Below are 15,514 nucleotides of genomic sequence, written 5' to 3'. Positions count from 1 at the left end.
AGCGAGGGCAGTTGTAGAGTAATTTATTCCAGAACTGATGGGAGATGCGCTACGTAAATGGCTGACCGACCCTAGTTGGGTTCTACGTTTAATTGATGTGGGGTTGGTTTTGGCTCTCACCTATATGGTGCTGGTCATCATTGGTGAGCGACGCACCCTTTGGGTGGTCAGAGGATTTATTATCTTGATGTTGGCTAGTGTATTGAGTAAAAGCTTAGAGTTGTCTCTGTTGAGTTTTGTTCTGGATAAATTAGTTGTTGGTTCGGCTGTGGCGATGGCTGTAATCTTCCAATCGGAGTTTCGCAGGTTTCTAGAACAGCTTGGTCGGGGAGAAATTATGCAATTGTTTAATCACCAAGGTCGCGTTACGCCGAGGCAGGATAGTGTAACTGACGAAATTGTGGATGCGGTGAAAGAACTTTCTCAAAATCGGATCGGTGCTTTAATCATAATGGAAACGAGTAGTCCAATTGATGAGCAGGATTTTTCGGTGCCTGGAGTGAAACTGAATGCGGAAGTATCTAAGGAACTGTTACAGACTATTTTTCAGCCTTCAACTTTATTACATGATGGGGCAGTGTTGATTGCTGGTTCGCGAATTGTGGCTGCGGGAGTGATCTTACCGCTGTCCGATCGGACAGCATCTCGGCAGTTGGGAACGCGCCATCGGGCGGCAATGGGAATTACAGAACGAGTCGAAAATTGCTTGTGTATTGTTGTATCTGAAGAAACGGGATCGATTTCTTTAGCTGAGAGGGGGATACTGAATCGACCTTTGACCAGCAGTAAACTAAAGGAACTTCTGGAGTTGCGCTTTTCTCCATCAAGTGATGAGAGGGCTGTTGCTCCCATACGTACTTTAGGTCGGCAAATTGGTTCTGGTGGACAGGCGCTGGTCGATCGCTTATTCGGTTGGCGATCGACCTCACGGGATAAGACAAGAGATAAGAAATGACTTGTCAGTGAGGACAAATAGGCGCAAGCTATTTAAAGAACGATGTGATGATTCGGACATTATGCTTCTTAGATGGTAAAGATTAACTGAATTGAAATTGTTCCTACGAGTGAAAAACTAACGCATTCAAGATTTTTAAAGTTTATATGACAGCCAAGCAAACTGTTTTAAAATATTTGCCTGATGATTTAGAGCCAGAGAGATTGCCCCGGCACGTAGCGGTGATTATGGATGGTAATGGTCGCTGGGCAAAGCAACAAGGTTTACCGCGAATTATGGGGCATAAGCGAGGGGTTGATGCGCTGAAAGATTTGTTACGTTGCTGTAAGGATTGGGGGATTGAGGCGTTAACTGCTTATGCGTTTTCGACGGAGAATTGGGGGCGACCTTTAGAGGAAGTTGATTTTTTGATGACTTTGTTTGAGCGGGTTTTGCGCCAAGAGTTGCGGGAAATGATGGAGGAGAATGTGCAAATTCGCTTTGTGGGGGATTTGAATTCTTTGCCTGCGTCGCTGCAAGCGGAAATAGAGCGATCGATGGCCCAAACTAAGGAAAATCAAGGGATTAAGTTTACGGTGGCGACGAATTACGGGGGCAGGGAGGAGATTTTACAGGCTTGTCGGGCGATCGCAAATCAAGTTCAACAAGGTACTTTAAATCCAGACAAAATTGATGAATCTTTGTTTGAAAGCCATCTTTATACTGCGGGAATTTGCGATCCCGATTTATTGATTCGGACTAGTGGTGAGATGCGAATTAGTAATTTTCTGCTTTGGCAAATGGCTTATGCAGAAATTTATATTACGCAAACTCTTTGGCCTGATTTTGACCGGAAGGAGTTTCATCAAGCTTTGTCTAATTATCAACGGCGCGATCGACGTTTTGGAAAAGTCTAACAATTTTAAATTTCCGTTTGTTGTGAGGACTTTAGTCCTTCTATCTCACGAAGAAACGACTAAAGTCGTCACTACAAACTGATATTACGGCCCTGAGAAAACTGCTTCCTCAATGTCACGGCGACTCAAGGAATATTTGAAAGAACGTTGAATATCTTGACCATTTTCTCCAGCGTTGAGATAACGAACTGTTATTTGGTCGATATCTAACCATAACTCAGCTTTCCAGGCGGGTTTTTCCACTCGCCAACAATGCAATTCTTTTTTGTCCTGTTGACATCCCTGCGCTTTTAACCATTGTTCAATTTCTGGTAGGGGATGGTTATACAAAGGAGTTTCTGGAGGAGGAATCGTCATAGTTTAATAAGTTAAAGGTGAGGAATAGTTAACCCTCACTTATTATTAGCTCAGCGGTGGTGCTGAGTGAACAGAGAACAAACTTACTGAAGTAGGGGTTACTTGTTTGAGAATGGTCTGATTTTCCTTAACTATGGGTTGTAATGCTGTCTCACCACGAGTTAAGGCGACGAAGAAGGCTAAGGCTAAACAGCCAATAAAGGTAAAAAGGAGAAGAAATAAGGCAAAAATTTCTCCACCATCGAGGGGTCTGTCGGTGGGGTCGAGGTAGGCGGATGAGGAGTGGATTTTTTGGGAAGCTTGTTGGTGTAGGTTTGGCTTTGGCTGAACTACGGCGACGCGAGAGTAACCTATTTCGTAGTCGTAGGTTAGTCGGCGTTCTGGGTTGCTGAGGGTGGCGTAAGCTTCGTTGAGTTGTTGAAATTTGCTGGTGGCGATCGCTTTTGGTAAATTTGTCGTGTCGGGATGGTAACGTTTGCTTAATTCCCGGTATGCACGCCGAATCTCTACAGGGGATGCCGCAGGATGCAGCCCTAATAAAGCGTAATAACTCGAATTTATGCGATCTTTGGTAGAAACGCTGGTTTGATTTTCGTTTTCTGTCGCCCTGTTGCTAGTCACCTCTGCTTCCCTCTGACTAGTTGTGAAAGTTTATCGACTATTTTAGCGATACTTACAGCTTAAGATTAAGCAGAAGGGCTAACCTCAATAATCTGGAATATTTAAACTATAAAATTGCATAAGAAAACGATGTGGCCTGAACACTTCCCCAGTGATTGTCCACCTGAAAATGCCAAAAATGCTTTTGGGGAGGTGTATCGTCTTATCAACCATGATTCCCCTAGTCCCGATGACTTTTGCTCATGGCGTGAAGAAAATAGAAATAAGCAGTGTCCTGAAGGTATGACAGAATGCCAAATCTGCGGCATCTCTGTTTTTACCGATAAAGCTGATGCTGACCGCGTAATCAAGAGAATTCCTCGTTTTAGAAGGGCAAAGCCTGCTTTAGGTCAGCTAACTGCTGAATTGGGAGTAATATTACATACTCCCTCACGACTAAGCCAGTCTCATCATACTTGGTGGATTCCTTTTGGTGCGGAACCTTGGGCTATATTTCAAATTGTAGATGTTAATGAATAATGAATAAAGCAAAATTATGAGCCTTTTGCCTAAGTCAACCAGTTTAGGAAACCTCGAAATTATCGAGGTTTATGAATACTACGACAAACCATGTCTTTTCTCCTGTCGCAATGAAGCAGGAGAGATTTTTCTTGGAGTTTGGGTAGATGAAACACCTAATTCTGACATCTGGTTTTATGTACCCATGAGTTTAAGAAAATTTCAGTCTGTTCGGTCTGGAGGTATCGATCTAAAAGATGCTTTTCTAACAGCAGAAGACGGTTTTGTATTTAAAGTTTTAACCTCTAATGATGACAGCCCAAGTAAGATCGTAAGTATTTCTTGTGAAATGCTTAACGAAGATTTGCTACCTATGGCTGGAGAGTTCCTTAATTATAATACTGAGATTCTTGACATATTAGATACCCAGCCTCTTTGATTTTGAAGCAGCAGTTCAACAATGGTTATAATTAATGTAAGAAGGTAAAAAAAGAATATTTCTACAAAGGTTTTTTACTTGTTATAAGTGTATTACTGTTTTTGCTACGCTTTAGTTTTTAAACGGTGAAATATGACCCAAGCCATTAATAATGAACAACTAATGATTGATGAATTTAAAAAATTATCTACTAATCAACAGCAGGAAGTCATTGATTTTATTCAATTTTTGCAATATAAATCCCAAAAGGATGCGAAAGAAACACAACCTATTTCTGCTTATGAAGCAGCCCAACAGTGGGCGGGATGTGTTGATAGTGGATTAGGCGACCTTTCTACTAATAACGCTTATCTAGAAGGATTTGGTAAAGAATGAAAACCAAGGTAATTTTAGATACCAGTCCCTTAGTAGCTTTTATTGATAAAGGAGATAACTTTCATCATTGGACGAGAGAAACTTGGAAAAATCTGAGGATGAGTGAGTTAATAGAAGGCAGTTCGATATTAACTTTGGATAGTGATTTTCGGATTTACCGGAAGCATAAAAATGAAACGATTGATGTAATTATTTCTGATGAGTTATAAGCGGGTGCTGTGCTACTACAAGTGTCAAAGATGTTCAATATTTGAGCGATGAGAACTCACAACTCCCCAAATTCCAGCTAACAGCAACCAACCTAAAGCATTCACTCGCAAATCAAACATTGTGACATCGGCAGTATTAAATAAAATACAACCGAAAAAGGCTACTAAATGACTGAAAAATATTAATTTTGCTGCCGAAGTATCTGACCAATTTCTGATTAATAAAAACCCTTTAACGATTATCCAACCGACTAAACAAGAGAGGAAAATTGTGGCGGGAATGCCGATTTCTGCGGTTAACATTAAAAACAAGTTATGGGGATGTCCTAACCAAATTGGTGTTTGATAGTTGGAATATTTGGTAATATAAAGAGGGGAAAAGTTGCGTAATCCCCAACCTGTTAAGGGGCGTTGTTGGGTGAGGGATAAGGCGAAGTTCCATTGGGTTGAACGTAATAGGGGAATTGGTCGATCGCCAAACATTTCGTCAGACAGTCGCCCCCAAATAAAATACGGTACAATTTTTCTCAAAGGTTCCCGAATCGGTGATGGTGCAAAGGCTGATAATAGAACAATTCCCGAAATTCCACCCACTAGAAAAACTAGCCAACGCCAACCTAAATATACGGCAAAGGTTAAGCAGGCGAAAACTGCGATCGCCCACCCATTGCGCGAATTTGTTAAGAGTAAAGCTAGGGCATTTCCTAACAGCGCTACTATTAAAAATAGTGACTGGGGATTGGTTTTTTTGGGAAAGTTTTCGATTAATAAACCTAAGTTTAAAATGAAAACTATTGTTAGATAGGCGGCGAGAATGTTGGCGTACATGAAGTTAGCAGACATTCTACCAAGGGGTTCTCCGCTGGGTGCGATCGCTAAACCTAAAAAACTTGCCACTGCGCCAGTTGTTCCCCAACCTAATAATATTTGCGCTAAACCAAAAATTACGATCGGGATGGAACTAATTACTAAAATCCAACTAATGCGTCTTAGTTGGTTGGGAGTTTGAATTAACGCACTAATGCCAGTAAAAAAGATGAATTGGGGAATTAAATTGCCTAAACCTAAATAAGCTTCGGTTCGATAATAGCCAAAACTGGATACTATAACTAACAAAACTGTCAGAATGGCAAAACCCCAAGTTAAAGGTTGACTGATAATTTGGCGATATTTTTTCCACCAAGTTGCTAAAGCTGATAAAGAAAGTAATACTACGCCCACTGCTGGAATTATCGGGAAAGTGAGTAAGCCCAGCTGGAATATATTACCCAAAAATTGTAATTTATAATTGGGATGAAAGTGAGAGGATTTAGTTTTCCAATTTAAAAATTTTTCCTTCATCTTTCATCCTTCATTTTGTTAAGCTAATTCCCAACATTCCCCACGAGTTAAACGAATTTGGGCTAAGGCAAAAATGGTTGGAATAATCCGCGAATAGTTGACAGAAATTGCCCGCCAACCAATATCAGCAACGAACCAAGCCCACATTGCTGGGCCTAAGAATGAAAATACACCACGTACTGCGGAATATCGAGCAGCTGTAATTGCCATTCCTTTTTCCGCTGCTTGCAAAGCCATATAACCTTGAAATTTTGTGGCTACTGCTGCACCACCTTGAACAATTGCTTCCTTTGCCATTTGATAGGTAGTAAAATGAATGGCAAATTGACGGGCAATTTGTTGCAGAAGCATTGGTTGTAGAATGGAAGTTACTGCTAAAGCACTACCACCTTTAACTAACCAACCAAAGGGATCTTTTTCCACTGAAAGGGGTAATGGTTGAGAGAGTTTACATTCAGATAATCCAATTTGTACTCTCTTTGTAATCTCATTTCGATCGCCAGCAGGTAGTTCTTTCCAAGCCCGTTTTAGCAGATTGAGAAAAATTTCTGCTTCTAAGTCTGTGGTGGAAAGTTTATGAGAATAACGAATTTTGAGATAACGACAAACTTGGATTAAAGTTTGGCGGTAGGTTACTTGCTGGGTACGCCCTCGCAATACTGTCATGCCATCTGCTGCTAAAAAGCGAAATCTATTTTCGATCATATCCAGCCAAGCTTCATGGTCTTGGCTTTGTACTTCTACTGGGTCAGGCGTGTGAATATAATCTATAGGATTAAATCTGCGGCAGAACAGAATTGCGGTAAGTTGTTGCAATTCTTCTTCTGTTGCTAACTCCAGCGCCGATCTCAACTCATCCAAAATCGAACCCTCCCAGACTAGAGATTCGTTGCTGTACCTTATTCTACTTCTATACCTTTGATTGCGGAGTTCATTAAGTCATGTTTGATGTGGCAATTGTTGGTGCTGGTGTGGCTGGCTTGACTGTGGGGCAACAATTACGTCAGGCTGGCTATGGGGTGGTAGTGGTGGAAAAGTCGCGTGGTGTGGGGGGAAGGGTGGCGACGCGCCGTTTACATCATACTCGCGCCGATCACGGTTTGCGCTATTTGGAGGAGAAAGGTGAATTGTTGCAGGGTTTGGTAAAGATTTTATCCGATCGCCAAATCCTAAAACTATGGACGGATAAAATTTCCCTTTCGCCCGACTCTCAAATTACTACTAATTGTTACGTTGCGCCAGAAGGAATGAGTGCGGTTGCTAAGTTTTTGGCTAAGGGTTTGGAGATTCGGTTAAATCACAGGGTTGAGTCAATTTCTGTAAATAATCAAGATTGTTGGCAATTAAATTTTGCTGCTGTTAATGATGAGTTACCCGCAAGTTTGTTGGCGAAAGCTTTGGTTGTGGCAATTCCTGCACCTCAAGCTTTGATGTTGTTAGAATCTTTGGTTTCTCAGGAGGTTTTGGGTAGGTTAGGGGCGATCGAATTTGAGCCTTGTATTACTGTTATGGCAGGTTATTCTAGTTCTTGTCGATGCGATCGATCTGAGAAAGCAATTCTATTTTCCCAAAATGATAATTTAGCTTGGATAGGTTTAGATAGCAGCAAACGCTTAAATTCAGAAGCACCTGTTTTTGTGATTCAAAGTAGTGCTAAATTTGCTCAACTTTATTTAGATGCACAAGATTTACAACCCGCCGCTAGAGAATTATTAGCCAGTGCAGCTAAACATTTTATTCCTTGGTTAGACAATCCTGAATTCTTCCAAGTTCATCGCTGGCGTTATGCTTTTCCTAGTCGCCCTTTGTCGGAAATGTTTTTGGATGCTCAAACAAGTTTACCTTTAATTTGTTGTGGCGATTGGTGTGGGGGAAATTTGGTAGAAAGTGCTTTACAATCTGGCTTGTCTACAGCGCAAAGAATCAATTCACAATTGCAAAATTTACCTTTGCCTGGGGCTAACTTTTTAAATTGTCTTTAAATCCGGGTTATAACCTTTTTTTGAACGGTAAATAACCCGGATTTGCTATCACCTAATTAACAATTTGTTGTTTACGACGACGGAAATAAGCACCTGCTGCACCAGCTAATGCTAAACCAACTATTGTGTTTGGTTCGGGAACAGCCCTAGAACCTTCAAATGTAACAGCAGCATTGACTGGCACGTTACCAGTAAAGGTGGCGCTGAAAAGAGCCGTTGCGCCAACACTAAATAAACCATCACTCAGGGTAAGAACTTTGCCATCACTGGAAATTTCTGCCCTGTTGAAGAAATCAAACCTAGAGTCCGATGACCAAACCGCATCCTGCCCTGGAAGAATAGTGTAGATGAATTTCGTAAAGTTGTAATCTGTGTCATTTGTGGCAAATACTGAACTTGTGCCTGGATTATACGTAAGATTTAGCACGTCTCCAGGTTGGCAAAGTCCCCCAGTAGCACATTCTCCAATTACAGTACTTCCGGCAGGGGGAGTTGCCAGGGTTGCATTTTGCACAATCGATGCCGCATCACTCTGTCTAGTCGTAAGCAGCAGCATTGCCACAGTCGTCCCAGCTAACAGCCCATATCGTATCAAATTCATGCTTAATCTCCTTGAATTTCCCAAAAATTAGTTAAATCGAAAAACTCCATCTGAATCTCATCAAAAAATGTCATACTTCGATCGGCCTCGTCAATCAGTTTAAAAAAATCTTCATGCAAAAAATAAAATACTGCCCGTAGTTTCACTTATTGTTCACGAAAAAAACACATTTAAAGATAGAGAGAAATACTGCCAATAACTGAGATAATTCAGTAATAGCACTAATGCTCAAAGGTTTTATTTCAGCAATTCTTCTAATTTTTGCTGATTCCAAAGCGATCGATATAATCCAGGTTTTTCTACTAATTCGTTGTGAGTTCCTACTTGGACTATTTCACCTTTATCCATAACGAAAATTCGATCGCAACTCGCAGCAGCAGACATTTGGTGAGAAATAAATACTACGGTTTTACGTTCAGTTCCTGAAGACAAATTTTCCAAAATTGCGGTTGCTGTTTGATTATCTACACTGGCTAAAGCATCATCTAATATTAATACTGGTGCATCAACTAATAATGCTCTAGCTAATGCCGAACGTTGTCTTTGTCCGCCGGAAAGTGTGATTCCTCTTTCGCCAACTATGGTTTCATAATTTTGGGGAAAAGTAGTAATTTCTTGGTGAATTTGTGCTTGTTTCGCTGCGGTTTCTACAAAAGGTTGCTCAATAATTGGATCGCCGTAACGAATGTTATTTTTAATAGTGGTACTGAAGAGAAAACTTTCTTGGGGAACGTAAGCGATCGCATTTCGCAAGTCTTGCAACCGCAAATAAGTTATATCATAACCATCCAAAAATAAACTACCTTGGGGAATATCCAATAAGCGAGGAATTGCATTGGCTAAAGTTGATTTTCCCGAACCAATTGGCCCGACAATCGCTACAGTTTCTCCTGGTTCAATGGTAAAATTGATATTATGTAAAGCGGGAGTTTTAGCACCAGGATAAGTGAAGTTAAGGTCTTTTGCTACTAATTTACCTTTAACTTTTTCTAACGGTAAAGGTACAGAGTTGGCTCGATCTTTGACCTTTGCTTCTACAGTTAGAATTGCTTCGATGCGATCGATACTTACTTCCCCTCTTTGATATGCTGTAATCGTAAAACCTAACAATGTAGTGGGAAAAACTAAGCGTTCTACATAGAGAATTAAGGCGACAAAATCTCCAATAGTAATTGTACCAGATGCGATCGCACCTACTCCCACCCACAATAACACCAGCAAACTAATATAAGCCATTCCTTCAACTAAAGGAAACAGAGTAGTTCTAGTTTTAGCTAATTGCAAATTTGCTTGTAGTAGTTCATTATTTAACTCAGTAAAAGCGTGTTTTTCATTCTCTTCTTGAGCGTAAATTTTAATTAAAGAAATCCCACTCATATCTTCCTGAATTAATTCGCTCAAGTCAGATAATTTTTCTTGCACTTGCAATTGTTCGTTACGCAATTTGTTACTAAACAATTGGACAATTAGTAACATGAAGGGATAAACTGCGATCGCTGATAAACTAATAATTGGGCTAATCGTTAACATTACTGGCAAAGTTAACCCATAAGCAAAAAAAGTATTTGCCAAACTCAATACAGCAAAACCCAACAACCGTCGAATATTATCTACATCACTAGTCGCACGGTTAATAATATCCCCAGCTGTATTATTATGAAAATAAGAAGGTTCTAAAGTTAGTAAATGTTGAAAAATCTTTTGCTTTAAATCAAACTCTACCTGTCGCCCGATGCCAAAAATTAACATTCGCGAAACTATGCGAATCACCCACATGATAGATGCCAAAATAAAAAGTAGCACTACATAAAGCAAAACTTGATTAAAGCTAAAAGTAACGCCAAGTTCGTCAATGATTCTCCGAATTAGCAAGGGAATATATATCCCTAAGCTGTTGACAAAAAACAATGCTAGGATGCCTAAACTAACTTTTCTCCAGTAAGGACGGAGATAAGTACCCAGTTTTCTTAATCGAGAATTAGCCATATTTCTAATTTTATATCAATTACTTAAATGTTTGCTGCAAATATCAGAAATGTTTCAGATAAAGTCTCTACATTTTTCATTTAACATTTTATATTTGGAGGAACGGGTATAGGATCTACTGTAGTAGATAACCAACCACGCAAAAAGTAATAAACTGATGACCAAAACTCATTAATTACGCGAGTACTCAATAATAAAGAATCTACATTAGGCATGAAATCAGAAAATTGCACTTCCCGCGCATTACGGAAAGTAACACTAATTGTGTCGCATCTATCTTTTTGGGTGCTAGTGAAAATAATTTTGGGAACTCCCCCTGCTTGAAATGTGTAAAAACTAGCTGGACTGGGGATGGTAGAAATTCCTAATTGGGCAAATGTTTGTCTAGCCCGTTGCATATTTAAAGCTGAAGAAACGAGAATAACTCGTTTAATACCTTCATCTACATATTTTCGTTTGATTGCTTCTGCACTAGTACGAATATCTAAACCTGTTGGTTCAATTAAAATATCTGATGCGGGAATGCCTAAACTTTTCAAGACGTTGGCAATAGCAAAAGCTTCCGCAGGGTTAGGTTGATTGGGATTTAATCTTTGTCCTGGTCTAGGGCCTGCACTAACAATTATAAACGCATCGTTCCCTAATCTTAACTGTTGTCTGTATTCTGCTGCGGCTTGCAAAATTCGATCGCCCGCATCCGTCAAGTGAATTTGGTTTGCTTCTAAAAAAGGTTGTTGAGTTGTTGCTTGTCCTAACAATACAATAGCATCAACTTTATCTCGTCGATAAGGTGCTATCTGTAAAGCTGCGATCGAATCAGATTCAATTAATTGCACCATTAAAAAAGCAATAATTGGAATGCTAAAAAACAGCAACAGTGCTGTGGTAATTTTTATATAATTTTCCGCATCTTTGGTGATTGCTCCTTTTTTAATCCCCATTAATGCAAATAACAACAACAAAATAGATAATCCCAACGGTCTTAGAGGTAAAGATATAACACTCCAAACCTGTACAACTGCACCATTATTAGGTGTTAATAATGCTAAGATTACTGCTAGTAAAACAATTAGTGCTCCCAACCAAGCTAAATAATCTCTTGGTCTATACTTCCCACCACCAGCACTACCACCACTAGCATCACCCTCTTTGCCAGGTCGAAAAACTACCCGCCAAACTAACCAAACTATTAGGGTTAAAAATATTAATTGTGTTAATGTGAGAAACAACATAAAAACACTACCTCACGAATATATTTTTAGGCATTAGTCATTTGTCATTTGTAGGGGTTTAAAATAAGTAACAAGTTGAGTTAATAACTAATAACTTAGCACCAATGAACAATGACCAATGACCAATGGTAATTATCTGCGTTTTAGTTCCCGGACGATCGCCCCACTAACAGTTTGAATTACTTTAACACGGGCCAAGTATTTGTCATTAGCAGGAATTAAAGTCCAAGGGGCGGTAGGAGTACTAGTGCGTTGAATAGCTTGATTTACTGCTACCTCATATAAAGGCCATTTTTCCCGATTGCGCCAATCTTCCTCCGTCAATTTATACTGCTTAAAGGGGTCGTTTTGTCGTTCCTCAAACCGTTTCAATTGCTCTTCTTGACTAATTTGTAACCAAAATTTCAGCAAAACATAACCATCACTGGTTAACTGGGCTTCAAATTCATTAATCTCTTGATAGGCACGTCGCCATTCATTTTCTGTAGCAAAACCTTCGACTCGTTCTACTAATACTCGACCATACCAACTGCGATCGAAAATGCCGATCGTTCCTGCCATTGGTAAGCGTCGCCAAAAACGCCACAAATAATGATGAGCTTTTTCTTCGTCTGTGGGCGCAGCAAAAGCACTAACATTGTAACTGCGAGGGTCGAGAATATCTGTAAGTCGCTTAATTGCCCCTCCTTTTCCCGCTGCATCCCAACCTTCAAAAATAATTAAAACTGGGACTTGATGTTTGTGGATACTTAATTGTAACTTTCTCAGTTTTACCTGTTCTCGACTCAGTTGGATTCTATATTCTGACTTAGATAAACTCTGTGTTAAATCTACCTGTGCTAATAAATTTGGTTCGGCGGGACTCAAGCGTTCTTGGGGAGGAAATGAAGGCGGCACAACTTGATGATGTAGGCGATCGAGTGCTTCAGTAATTGTAGCCACTAATTGCGTCAAAACTTTCACCCTTGCCCAACGTTGACAGTCACCTTCAACTAAAGTCCAAGGTGCCGATCCAGTGCTAGTATGAATCAGCATTTCTTCCGCTAGGGCAACATATCGATCGTAATTTTTCTCTTGTTGCCAATCTTCAGGACGAACTCGCCAAGATTCTAAAGAGTTGGCAGCATATTTTTTCAAGCGTTTTTTCAATTCTTTTTGGCTAAGATGAATCCAGAATTTAGCGATCGCCACTCCATCATCCACCAACTGACGTTCAAAAGCATTAATACTCTGCATTACCATCGGCACTTGCGCCGCATCCACCCGATCGAATAACCGATCTTCGAGAACATGAATATACCAGCTATGGTAAAAAATCCCAATACTACCCCGCGCTGGTAATTGTTTCCAAAACCTCCACAAAAAAGGATATTTTTGTTCTTCGGGACTCGGAGGCCAGATTGGATGGACTGTAAAACCTCTAGGGTCCATGTATCCTACCATTTTTTTCACTAAACTGCCCTTACCTGCCGCTGCCCAACCTTCTAACACTACCACTATCGGTTGTTTCTTATCCCAACAGGCTTTTTGGAGCGATCGCAACTGCCGCATCAAAGCTTCAATCTGCGTGCGATAAGTACTTTTATCTAAAGCCAGATCCAGATCGAGAGTATCTAACATAACTTAACCAAGTGAAAAATTTACTAAACACTACGCTATCTATTCACAGTCAAAACATCAAAATATCCCTTACCCAACTTAACAAAAGTGACCAAAAGTACCTCTTATGGAACAGGGGTCTCTCGGATCAGGAAAACTCATTAACTTAAAACTCTCCTACCCCCCAGTCCCTAAAAGCAACAATTCTTTACTCTCTCTGATCATTTCGATCTTCCCTTTGACTGGTAATTTTTGTAAAATCAGTAGTAAATATAAATAAATTGTTAAATTTGCTTGACAAAACATCTTTTTTCTTAAATCTTTCCTCAAGCTAACCAAAGTAATATTTTTAATAGACTGTTTAATTTAGAAATTCAGCAGGTAAAAATAAATTAGCTCTCTAGTGCTTATGGCGATAAGTAAACCAGATTATTAATACATAACAATCCCCAGTCCCCTTAACTTCTCAGAGGAAAAACTTAGCAATAGGAATTCGCAGAACATGGCTCGTCACATTATGCTCAGGCTTTATGATATGGGACACAGAGACTTCTCTGGATATGACCTGCGAGGAGTAAACTTAAGCGGAGTCACTTTAATTGGAGTAAATTTAGCAGAAGCAAACCTCACAGGAGCAGATTTTAGTAAAGCTTTTCTGACTAAATCCAATCTGAATGGTGCATTATTACATTGGGCAAATTTGAGTTATGTTAAATTGAGTGAAGGTAGTTTGGAAAATGCCGATTTAACTAAAGCTAACTTAAAAGGCGCTTTTTTAGTTAAATCAAAATTAAGCAAATCTCGACTCAGCGGTGCAAATCTTAATGCTGCCAATTTGCGAAATGCTAACCTAACAAAAGCTAATCTTTGTGGAGCTAATTTAACCGGAATTAACCTTAGAGGAGCTAATCTTAACGATGCAATTCTCAACTGGGCAAATTTAAGTTCTGCGAGGTTAAGTGGAGCTTCTTTAGAAGGCGCACTTCTACAAAATGTTAATCTTGCTGGAGCTTTTCTGAATGGAGTTGATTTAACTGGAGTTGACCTAAGTGGAGTAAATTTAAGTGAAGCAAAGTTGAGTGGGGCTAACTTTCAAGGAGCAAATTTAATAGGCACTAATTTTACCCAAGCAGAGATCCAAGGAGTAAATTTTACAGGTGCAGACCTAACTAACGCCAATTTTACTCAAGCTTCTTTACATAATTCTGAATTAAATTGGACAAACTTGAGCCGAGCTAATTTAACTGAAGCTAAACTCAACGATGTTAGCTTTTCAGGAGCAAAATTAGATAACTGCGAGTTTAATTATTTTATACAATTATCAAACAACTCTCTTGAGCAATATAATTGTCACATTTGCTAAGTTAGAACTGAAAAAGAGCCAAAGAAAGGGGGAATGACCCTTCTTTGGTGTGAATTTTTAGTAAGCACCTTTTCTCATCAATACTACTTCTATAGTTTTCAAAATTAAGTAAAGGTCGTAAAGAGGATGCCAATTTTTTTGATATTTTAAGTCCAAATTGACGATTTCTTCAAAATCTTTGACAGAAGAACGACCGCTAACTTGCCATAACCCAGTAATACCAGGTTTAACGTCTAGTCTGCGCCAGTGATGTTCCTTGTATTGAGCAACTTCATCCAAGGTTGGTGGACGAGTACCGACTAAACTCATTTCTCCGGTTAAAACGTTCCAAAATTGTGGCAATTCATCCAAACTAGTTTTTCTCAAGAAACTGCCGACGCGAGTCACGCGAGGATCGTTTTCGTTTTTAAATATCAATCCTTTTGCTTCGTTCTTTACTTGTGATTTCAGAACTTCTGCATTAGCTACCATCGATCGAAACTTACGCAATCTAAAAGGTTTGCCTTGGAATCCACAGCGTATTTGCGTGTAGAATATCGGGCCTGGACTATCTAGTTTAATGGCGATCGCGATCGGTAAAAATACGATAGATAGAATCAACAACCCTACGATGCTGCCAACTATATCTATGAGTCGTTTGATCGCAGAACGAGTTGAAGGGTGAGCTACTGAATAATTTCTAGATTTAAGCATTTCTGAATGGACAAGTGTTGAACACAGTCCTGGTGGTCTCATCATAGAGTCTTTTTGACTTAATTACCGTAAAACTACTTAGGTAACAGCTTCAAATAATAAAGGCATAATTCCTGATGAGGTAGTATTACGGGTTTTTCTTATTCAAATCTTCATTGACCTTCTGACTCATACCAAGTTATATGAAGCTTGTATGAAGCTTGTAGTAAAAATATGTTCTTACTTACATAAAAATTAGGCTTGCAACCTTTAAAGATAGGGGTAAAAGTATCTTCATATACAAACAGTTTTATTTTACTTTTACAGTGAGTTAGTCAATGGGGACTGGAGGTAAGGTTAAGTAGTGGTAAAAATTTGTTACCTTACT

The 15,514-nt window shown here is 39.5% G+C and carries 18 protein-coding genes; 8 read left to right on the top strand and 10 right to left on the bottom strand.

Annotated features, from left to right (window positions below; genetic code table 11):
* Window positions 1–37 precede the first annotated feature (37 nt).
* Both cdaA and uppS read left to right on the top strand, forming a co-directional pair.
* A complete protein-coding gene (gene cdaA, locus ACE1CA_RS29410) occupies window positions 38–955 on the top strand; it encodes a diadenylate cyclase CdaA (RefSeq protein WP_413281432.1) in 918 nt (305 codons plus the stop codon).
* A gap of 146 nt (window positions 956–1,101) precedes the next feature.
* Window positions 1,102–1,851, top strand: a complete 750-nt coding sequence (gene uppS, locus ACE1CA_RS29405) for an undecaprenyl pyrophosphate synthase (protein WP_413281433.1) — start codon at window positions 1,102–1,104, stop codon at window positions 1,849–1,851.
* 84 nt (window positions 1,852–1,935) lie between these two features.
* Here uppS and ACE1CA_RS29400 read toward each other — a convergent pair whose 3' ends face one another.
* Both ACE1CA_RS29400 and ACE1CA_RS29395 read right to left on the bottom strand, forming a co-directional pair.
* Window positions 1,936–2,208, bottom strand: coding sequence for a DUF3143 domain-containing protein (locus tag ACE1CA_RS29400; protein ID WP_413281434.1), 273 nt, complete (start codon window positions 2,206–2,208; stop codon window positions 1,936–1,938).
* A gap of 45 nt (window positions 2,209–2,253) precedes the next feature.
* Window positions 2,254–2,769: a J domain-containing protein gene (locus ACE1CA_RS29395; protein ID WP_459563720.1), complete on the bottom strand. Its 516-nt coding sequence runs from the start codon at window positions 2,767–2,769 to the stop codon at window positions 2,254–2,256.
* Window positions 2,770–2,958: 189 nt separating this feature from the next.
* Here ACE1CA_RS29395 and ACE1CA_RS29390 point away from each other — a divergent pair, with 189 nt between their 5' ends.
* The 4 genes from ACE1CA_RS29390 (at window position 2,959) to ACE1CA_RS29375 (ending at window position 4,350) form a co-directional block, all read left to right on the top strand.
* Entirely contained in the window at window positions 2,959–3,348 is a 390-nt protein-coding gene (locus tag ACE1CA_RS29390; protein WP_413281436.1) for a hypothetical protein, read from the top strand.
* 16 nt (window positions 3,349–3,364) lie between these two features.
* Window positions 3,365–3,766: a DUF6575 domain-containing protein gene (locus tag ACE1CA_RS29385; RefSeq protein ID WP_413281437.1), complete on the top strand. Its 402-nt coding sequence runs from the start codon at window positions 3,365–3,367 to the stop codon at window positions 3,764–3,766.
* 132 nt (window positions 3,767–3,898) lie between these two features.
* Entirely contained in the window at window positions 3,899–4,141 is a 243-nt protein-coding gene (locus ACE1CA_RS29380; protein WP_413281438.1) for a DUF2281 domain-containing protein, read from the top strand.
* Complete coding sequence (locus ACE1CA_RS29375) at window positions 4,138–4,350, top strand: hypothetical protein (protein WP_413281439.1); 213 nt, start codon at window positions 4,138–4,140, stop codon at window positions 4,348–4,350. The genes ACE1CA_RS29380 and ACE1CA_RS29375 overlap by 4 nt, the downstream gene beginning before the upstream one ends.
* A 24-nt stretch (window positions 4,351–4,374) precedes the next feature.
* On the opposite strand, the gene ACE1CA_RS29370 is transcribed toward ACE1CA_RS29375, so the two are convergent.
* Together ACE1CA_RS29370 and ACE1CA_RS29365 are read right to left on the bottom strand one after the other, a co-directional pair.
* Window positions 4,375–5,691: an O-antigen ligase family protein gene (locus tag ACE1CA_RS29370; protein ID WP_413281440.1), complete on the bottom strand. Its 1,317-nt coding sequence runs from the start codon at window positions 5,689–5,691 to the stop codon at window positions 4,375–4,377.
* Window positions 5,692–5,709: 18 nt separating this feature from the next.
* Window positions 5,710–6,552, bottom strand: a complete 843-nt coding sequence (locus tag ACE1CA_RS29365) for a YaaW family protein (RefSeq protein ID WP_413281441.1) — start codon at window positions 6,550–6,552, stop codon at window positions 5,710–5,712.
* A gap of 80 nt (window positions 6,553–6,632) precedes the next feature.
* On the opposite strand from ACE1CA_RS29365, the gene ACE1CA_RS29360 reads away from it, so the two are divergent.
* Complete coding sequence (locus ACE1CA_RS29360) at window positions 6,633–7,673, top strand: NAD(P)/FAD-dependent oxidoreductase (protein ID WP_413281442.1); 1,041 nt, start codon at window positions 6,633–6,635, stop codon at window positions 7,671–7,673.
* 52 nt (window positions 7,674–7,725) lie between these two features.
* Here ACE1CA_RS29360 and ACE1CA_RS29355 read toward each other — a convergent pair whose 3' ends face one another.
* The 5 genes from ACE1CA_RS29355 to pap form a co-directional block, all read right to left on the bottom strand.
* Entirely contained in the window at window positions 7,726–8,274 is a 549-nt protein-coding gene (locus tag ACE1CA_RS29355; protein WP_413281443.1) for a PEP-CTERM sorting domain-containing protein, read from the bottom strand.
* Window positions 8,275–8,276: 2 nt separating this feature from the next.
* On the bottom strand, window positions 8,277–8,420 hold the full coding sequence (locus ACE1CA_RS29350) for a hypothetical protein (RefSeq protein WP_486517578.1): 144 nt from the start codon (window positions 8,418–8,420) through the stop codon (window positions 8,277–8,279).
* 91 nt (window positions 8,421–8,511) lie between these two features.
* Complete coding sequence (locus ACE1CA_RS29345) at window positions 8,512–10,260, bottom strand: ABC transporter ATP-binding protein (protein WP_413281444.1); 1,749 nt, start codon at window positions 10,258–10,260, stop codon at window positions 8,512–8,514.
* 80 nt (window positions 10,261–10,340) lie between these two features.
* On the bottom strand, window positions 10,341–11,492 hold the full coding sequence (locus ACE1CA_RS29340; RefSeq protein WP_413281445.1) for a YdcF family protein: 1,152 nt from the start codon (window positions 11,490–11,492) through the stop codon (window positions 10,341–10,343).
* Window positions 11,493–11,624: 132 nt separating this feature from the next.
* Window positions 11,625–13,112, bottom strand: coding sequence for a polyphosphate:AMP phosphotransferase (gene pap / locus ACE1CA_RS29335; RefSeq protein ID WP_413281446.1), 1,488 nt, complete (start codon window positions 13,110–13,112; stop codon window positions 11,625–11,627).
* A gap of 481 nt (window positions 13,113–13,593) precedes the next feature.
* Between pap and ACE1CA_RS29330 the strand changes: the two genes are divergently transcribed.
* Entirely contained in the window at window positions 13,594–14,454 is an 861-nt protein-coding gene (locus tag ACE1CA_RS29330) for a pentapeptide repeat-containing protein (protein WP_413281447.1), read from the top strand.
* A 57-nt stretch (window positions 14,455–14,511) separates the two neighbouring features.
* Here ACE1CA_RS29330 and ACE1CA_RS29325 read toward each other — a convergent pair whose 3' ends face one another.
* Window positions 14,512–15,147, bottom strand: a complete 636-nt coding sequence (locus ACE1CA_RS29325) for a sugar transferase (protein WP_459563721.1) — start codon at window positions 15,145–15,147, stop codon at window positions 14,512–14,514.
* Window positions 15,148–15,514: the final 367 nt, after the last annotated feature.

This window comes from Floridaenema evergladense BLCC-F167, from assembly GCF_041929205.2.
Classification (GTDB): domain Bacteria; phylum Cyanobacteriota; class Cyanobacteriia; order Cyanobacteriales; family Aerosakkonemataceae; genus Floridanema; species Floridanema evergladense.
This window is presented reverse-complemented; position numbering and strand designations above follow the sequence as displayed.

Bases quoted from the DNA above. Each gene is read 5' to 3' on its own strand.
- cdaA (WP_413281432.1), top strand. From the start codon at position 38: ATGGGAGATGCGCTACGTAAATGGCTGACCGACCCTAGTTGGGTTCTA.
- uppS (WP_413281433.1), top strand. From the start codon at position 1,102: ATGACAGCCAAGCAAACTGTTTTAAAATATTTGCCTGATGATTTAGAG.
- ACE1CA_RS29400 (WP_413281434.1), bottom strand. From the start codon at position 2,208: ATGACGATTCCTCCTCCAGAAACTCCTTTGTATAACCATCCCCTACCA.
- ACE1CA_RS29390 (WP_413281436.1), top strand. From the start codon at position 2,959: ATGTGGCCTGAACACTTCCCCAGTGATTGTCCACCTGAAAATGCCAAA.
- ACE1CA_RS29385 (WP_413281437.1), top strand. From the start codon at position 3,365: ATGAGCCTTTTGCCTAAGTCAACCAGTTTAGGAAACCTCGAAATTATC.
- ACE1CA_RS29380 (WP_413281438.1), top strand. From the start codon at position 3,899: ATGACCCAAGCCATTAATAATGAACAACTAATGATTGATGAATTTAAA.
- ACE1CA_RS29375 (WP_413281439.1), top strand. From the start codon at position 4,138: ATGAAAACCAAGGTAATTTTAGATACCAGTCCCTTAGTAGCTTTTATT.
- ACE1CA_RS29370 (WP_413281440.1), bottom strand. From the start codon at position 5,691: ATGAAGGAAAAATTTTTAAATTGGAAAACTAAATCCTCTCACTTTCAT.
- ACE1CA_RS29360 (WP_413281442.1), top strand. From the start codon at position 6,633: ATGTTTGATGTGGCAATTGTTGGTGCTGGTGTGGCTGGCTTGACTGTG.
- ACE1CA_RS29355 (WP_413281443.1), bottom strand. From the start codon at position 8,274: ATGAATTTGATACGATATGGGCTGTTAGCTGGGACGACTGTGGCAATG.
- ACE1CA_RS29345 (WP_413281444.1), bottom strand. From the start codon at position 10,260: ATGGCTAATTCTCGATTAAGAAAACTGGGTACTTATCTCCGTCCTTAC.
- ACE1CA_RS29340 (WP_413281445.1), bottom strand. From the start codon at position 11,492: ATGTTGTTTCTCACATTAACACAATTAATATTTTTAACCCTAATAGTT.
- pap (WP_413281446.1), bottom strand. From the start codon at position 13,112: ATGTTAGATACTCTCGATCTGGATCTGGCTTTAGATAAAAGTACTTAT.
- ACE1CA_RS29330 (WP_413281447.1), top strand. From the start codon at position 13,594: ATGGCTCGTCACATTATGCTCAGGCTTTATGATATGGGACACAGAGAC.
- ACE1CA_RS29325 (WP_459563721.1), bottom strand. From the start codon at position 15,147: ATGCTTAAATCTAGAAATTATTCAGTAGCTCACCCTTCAACTCGTTCT.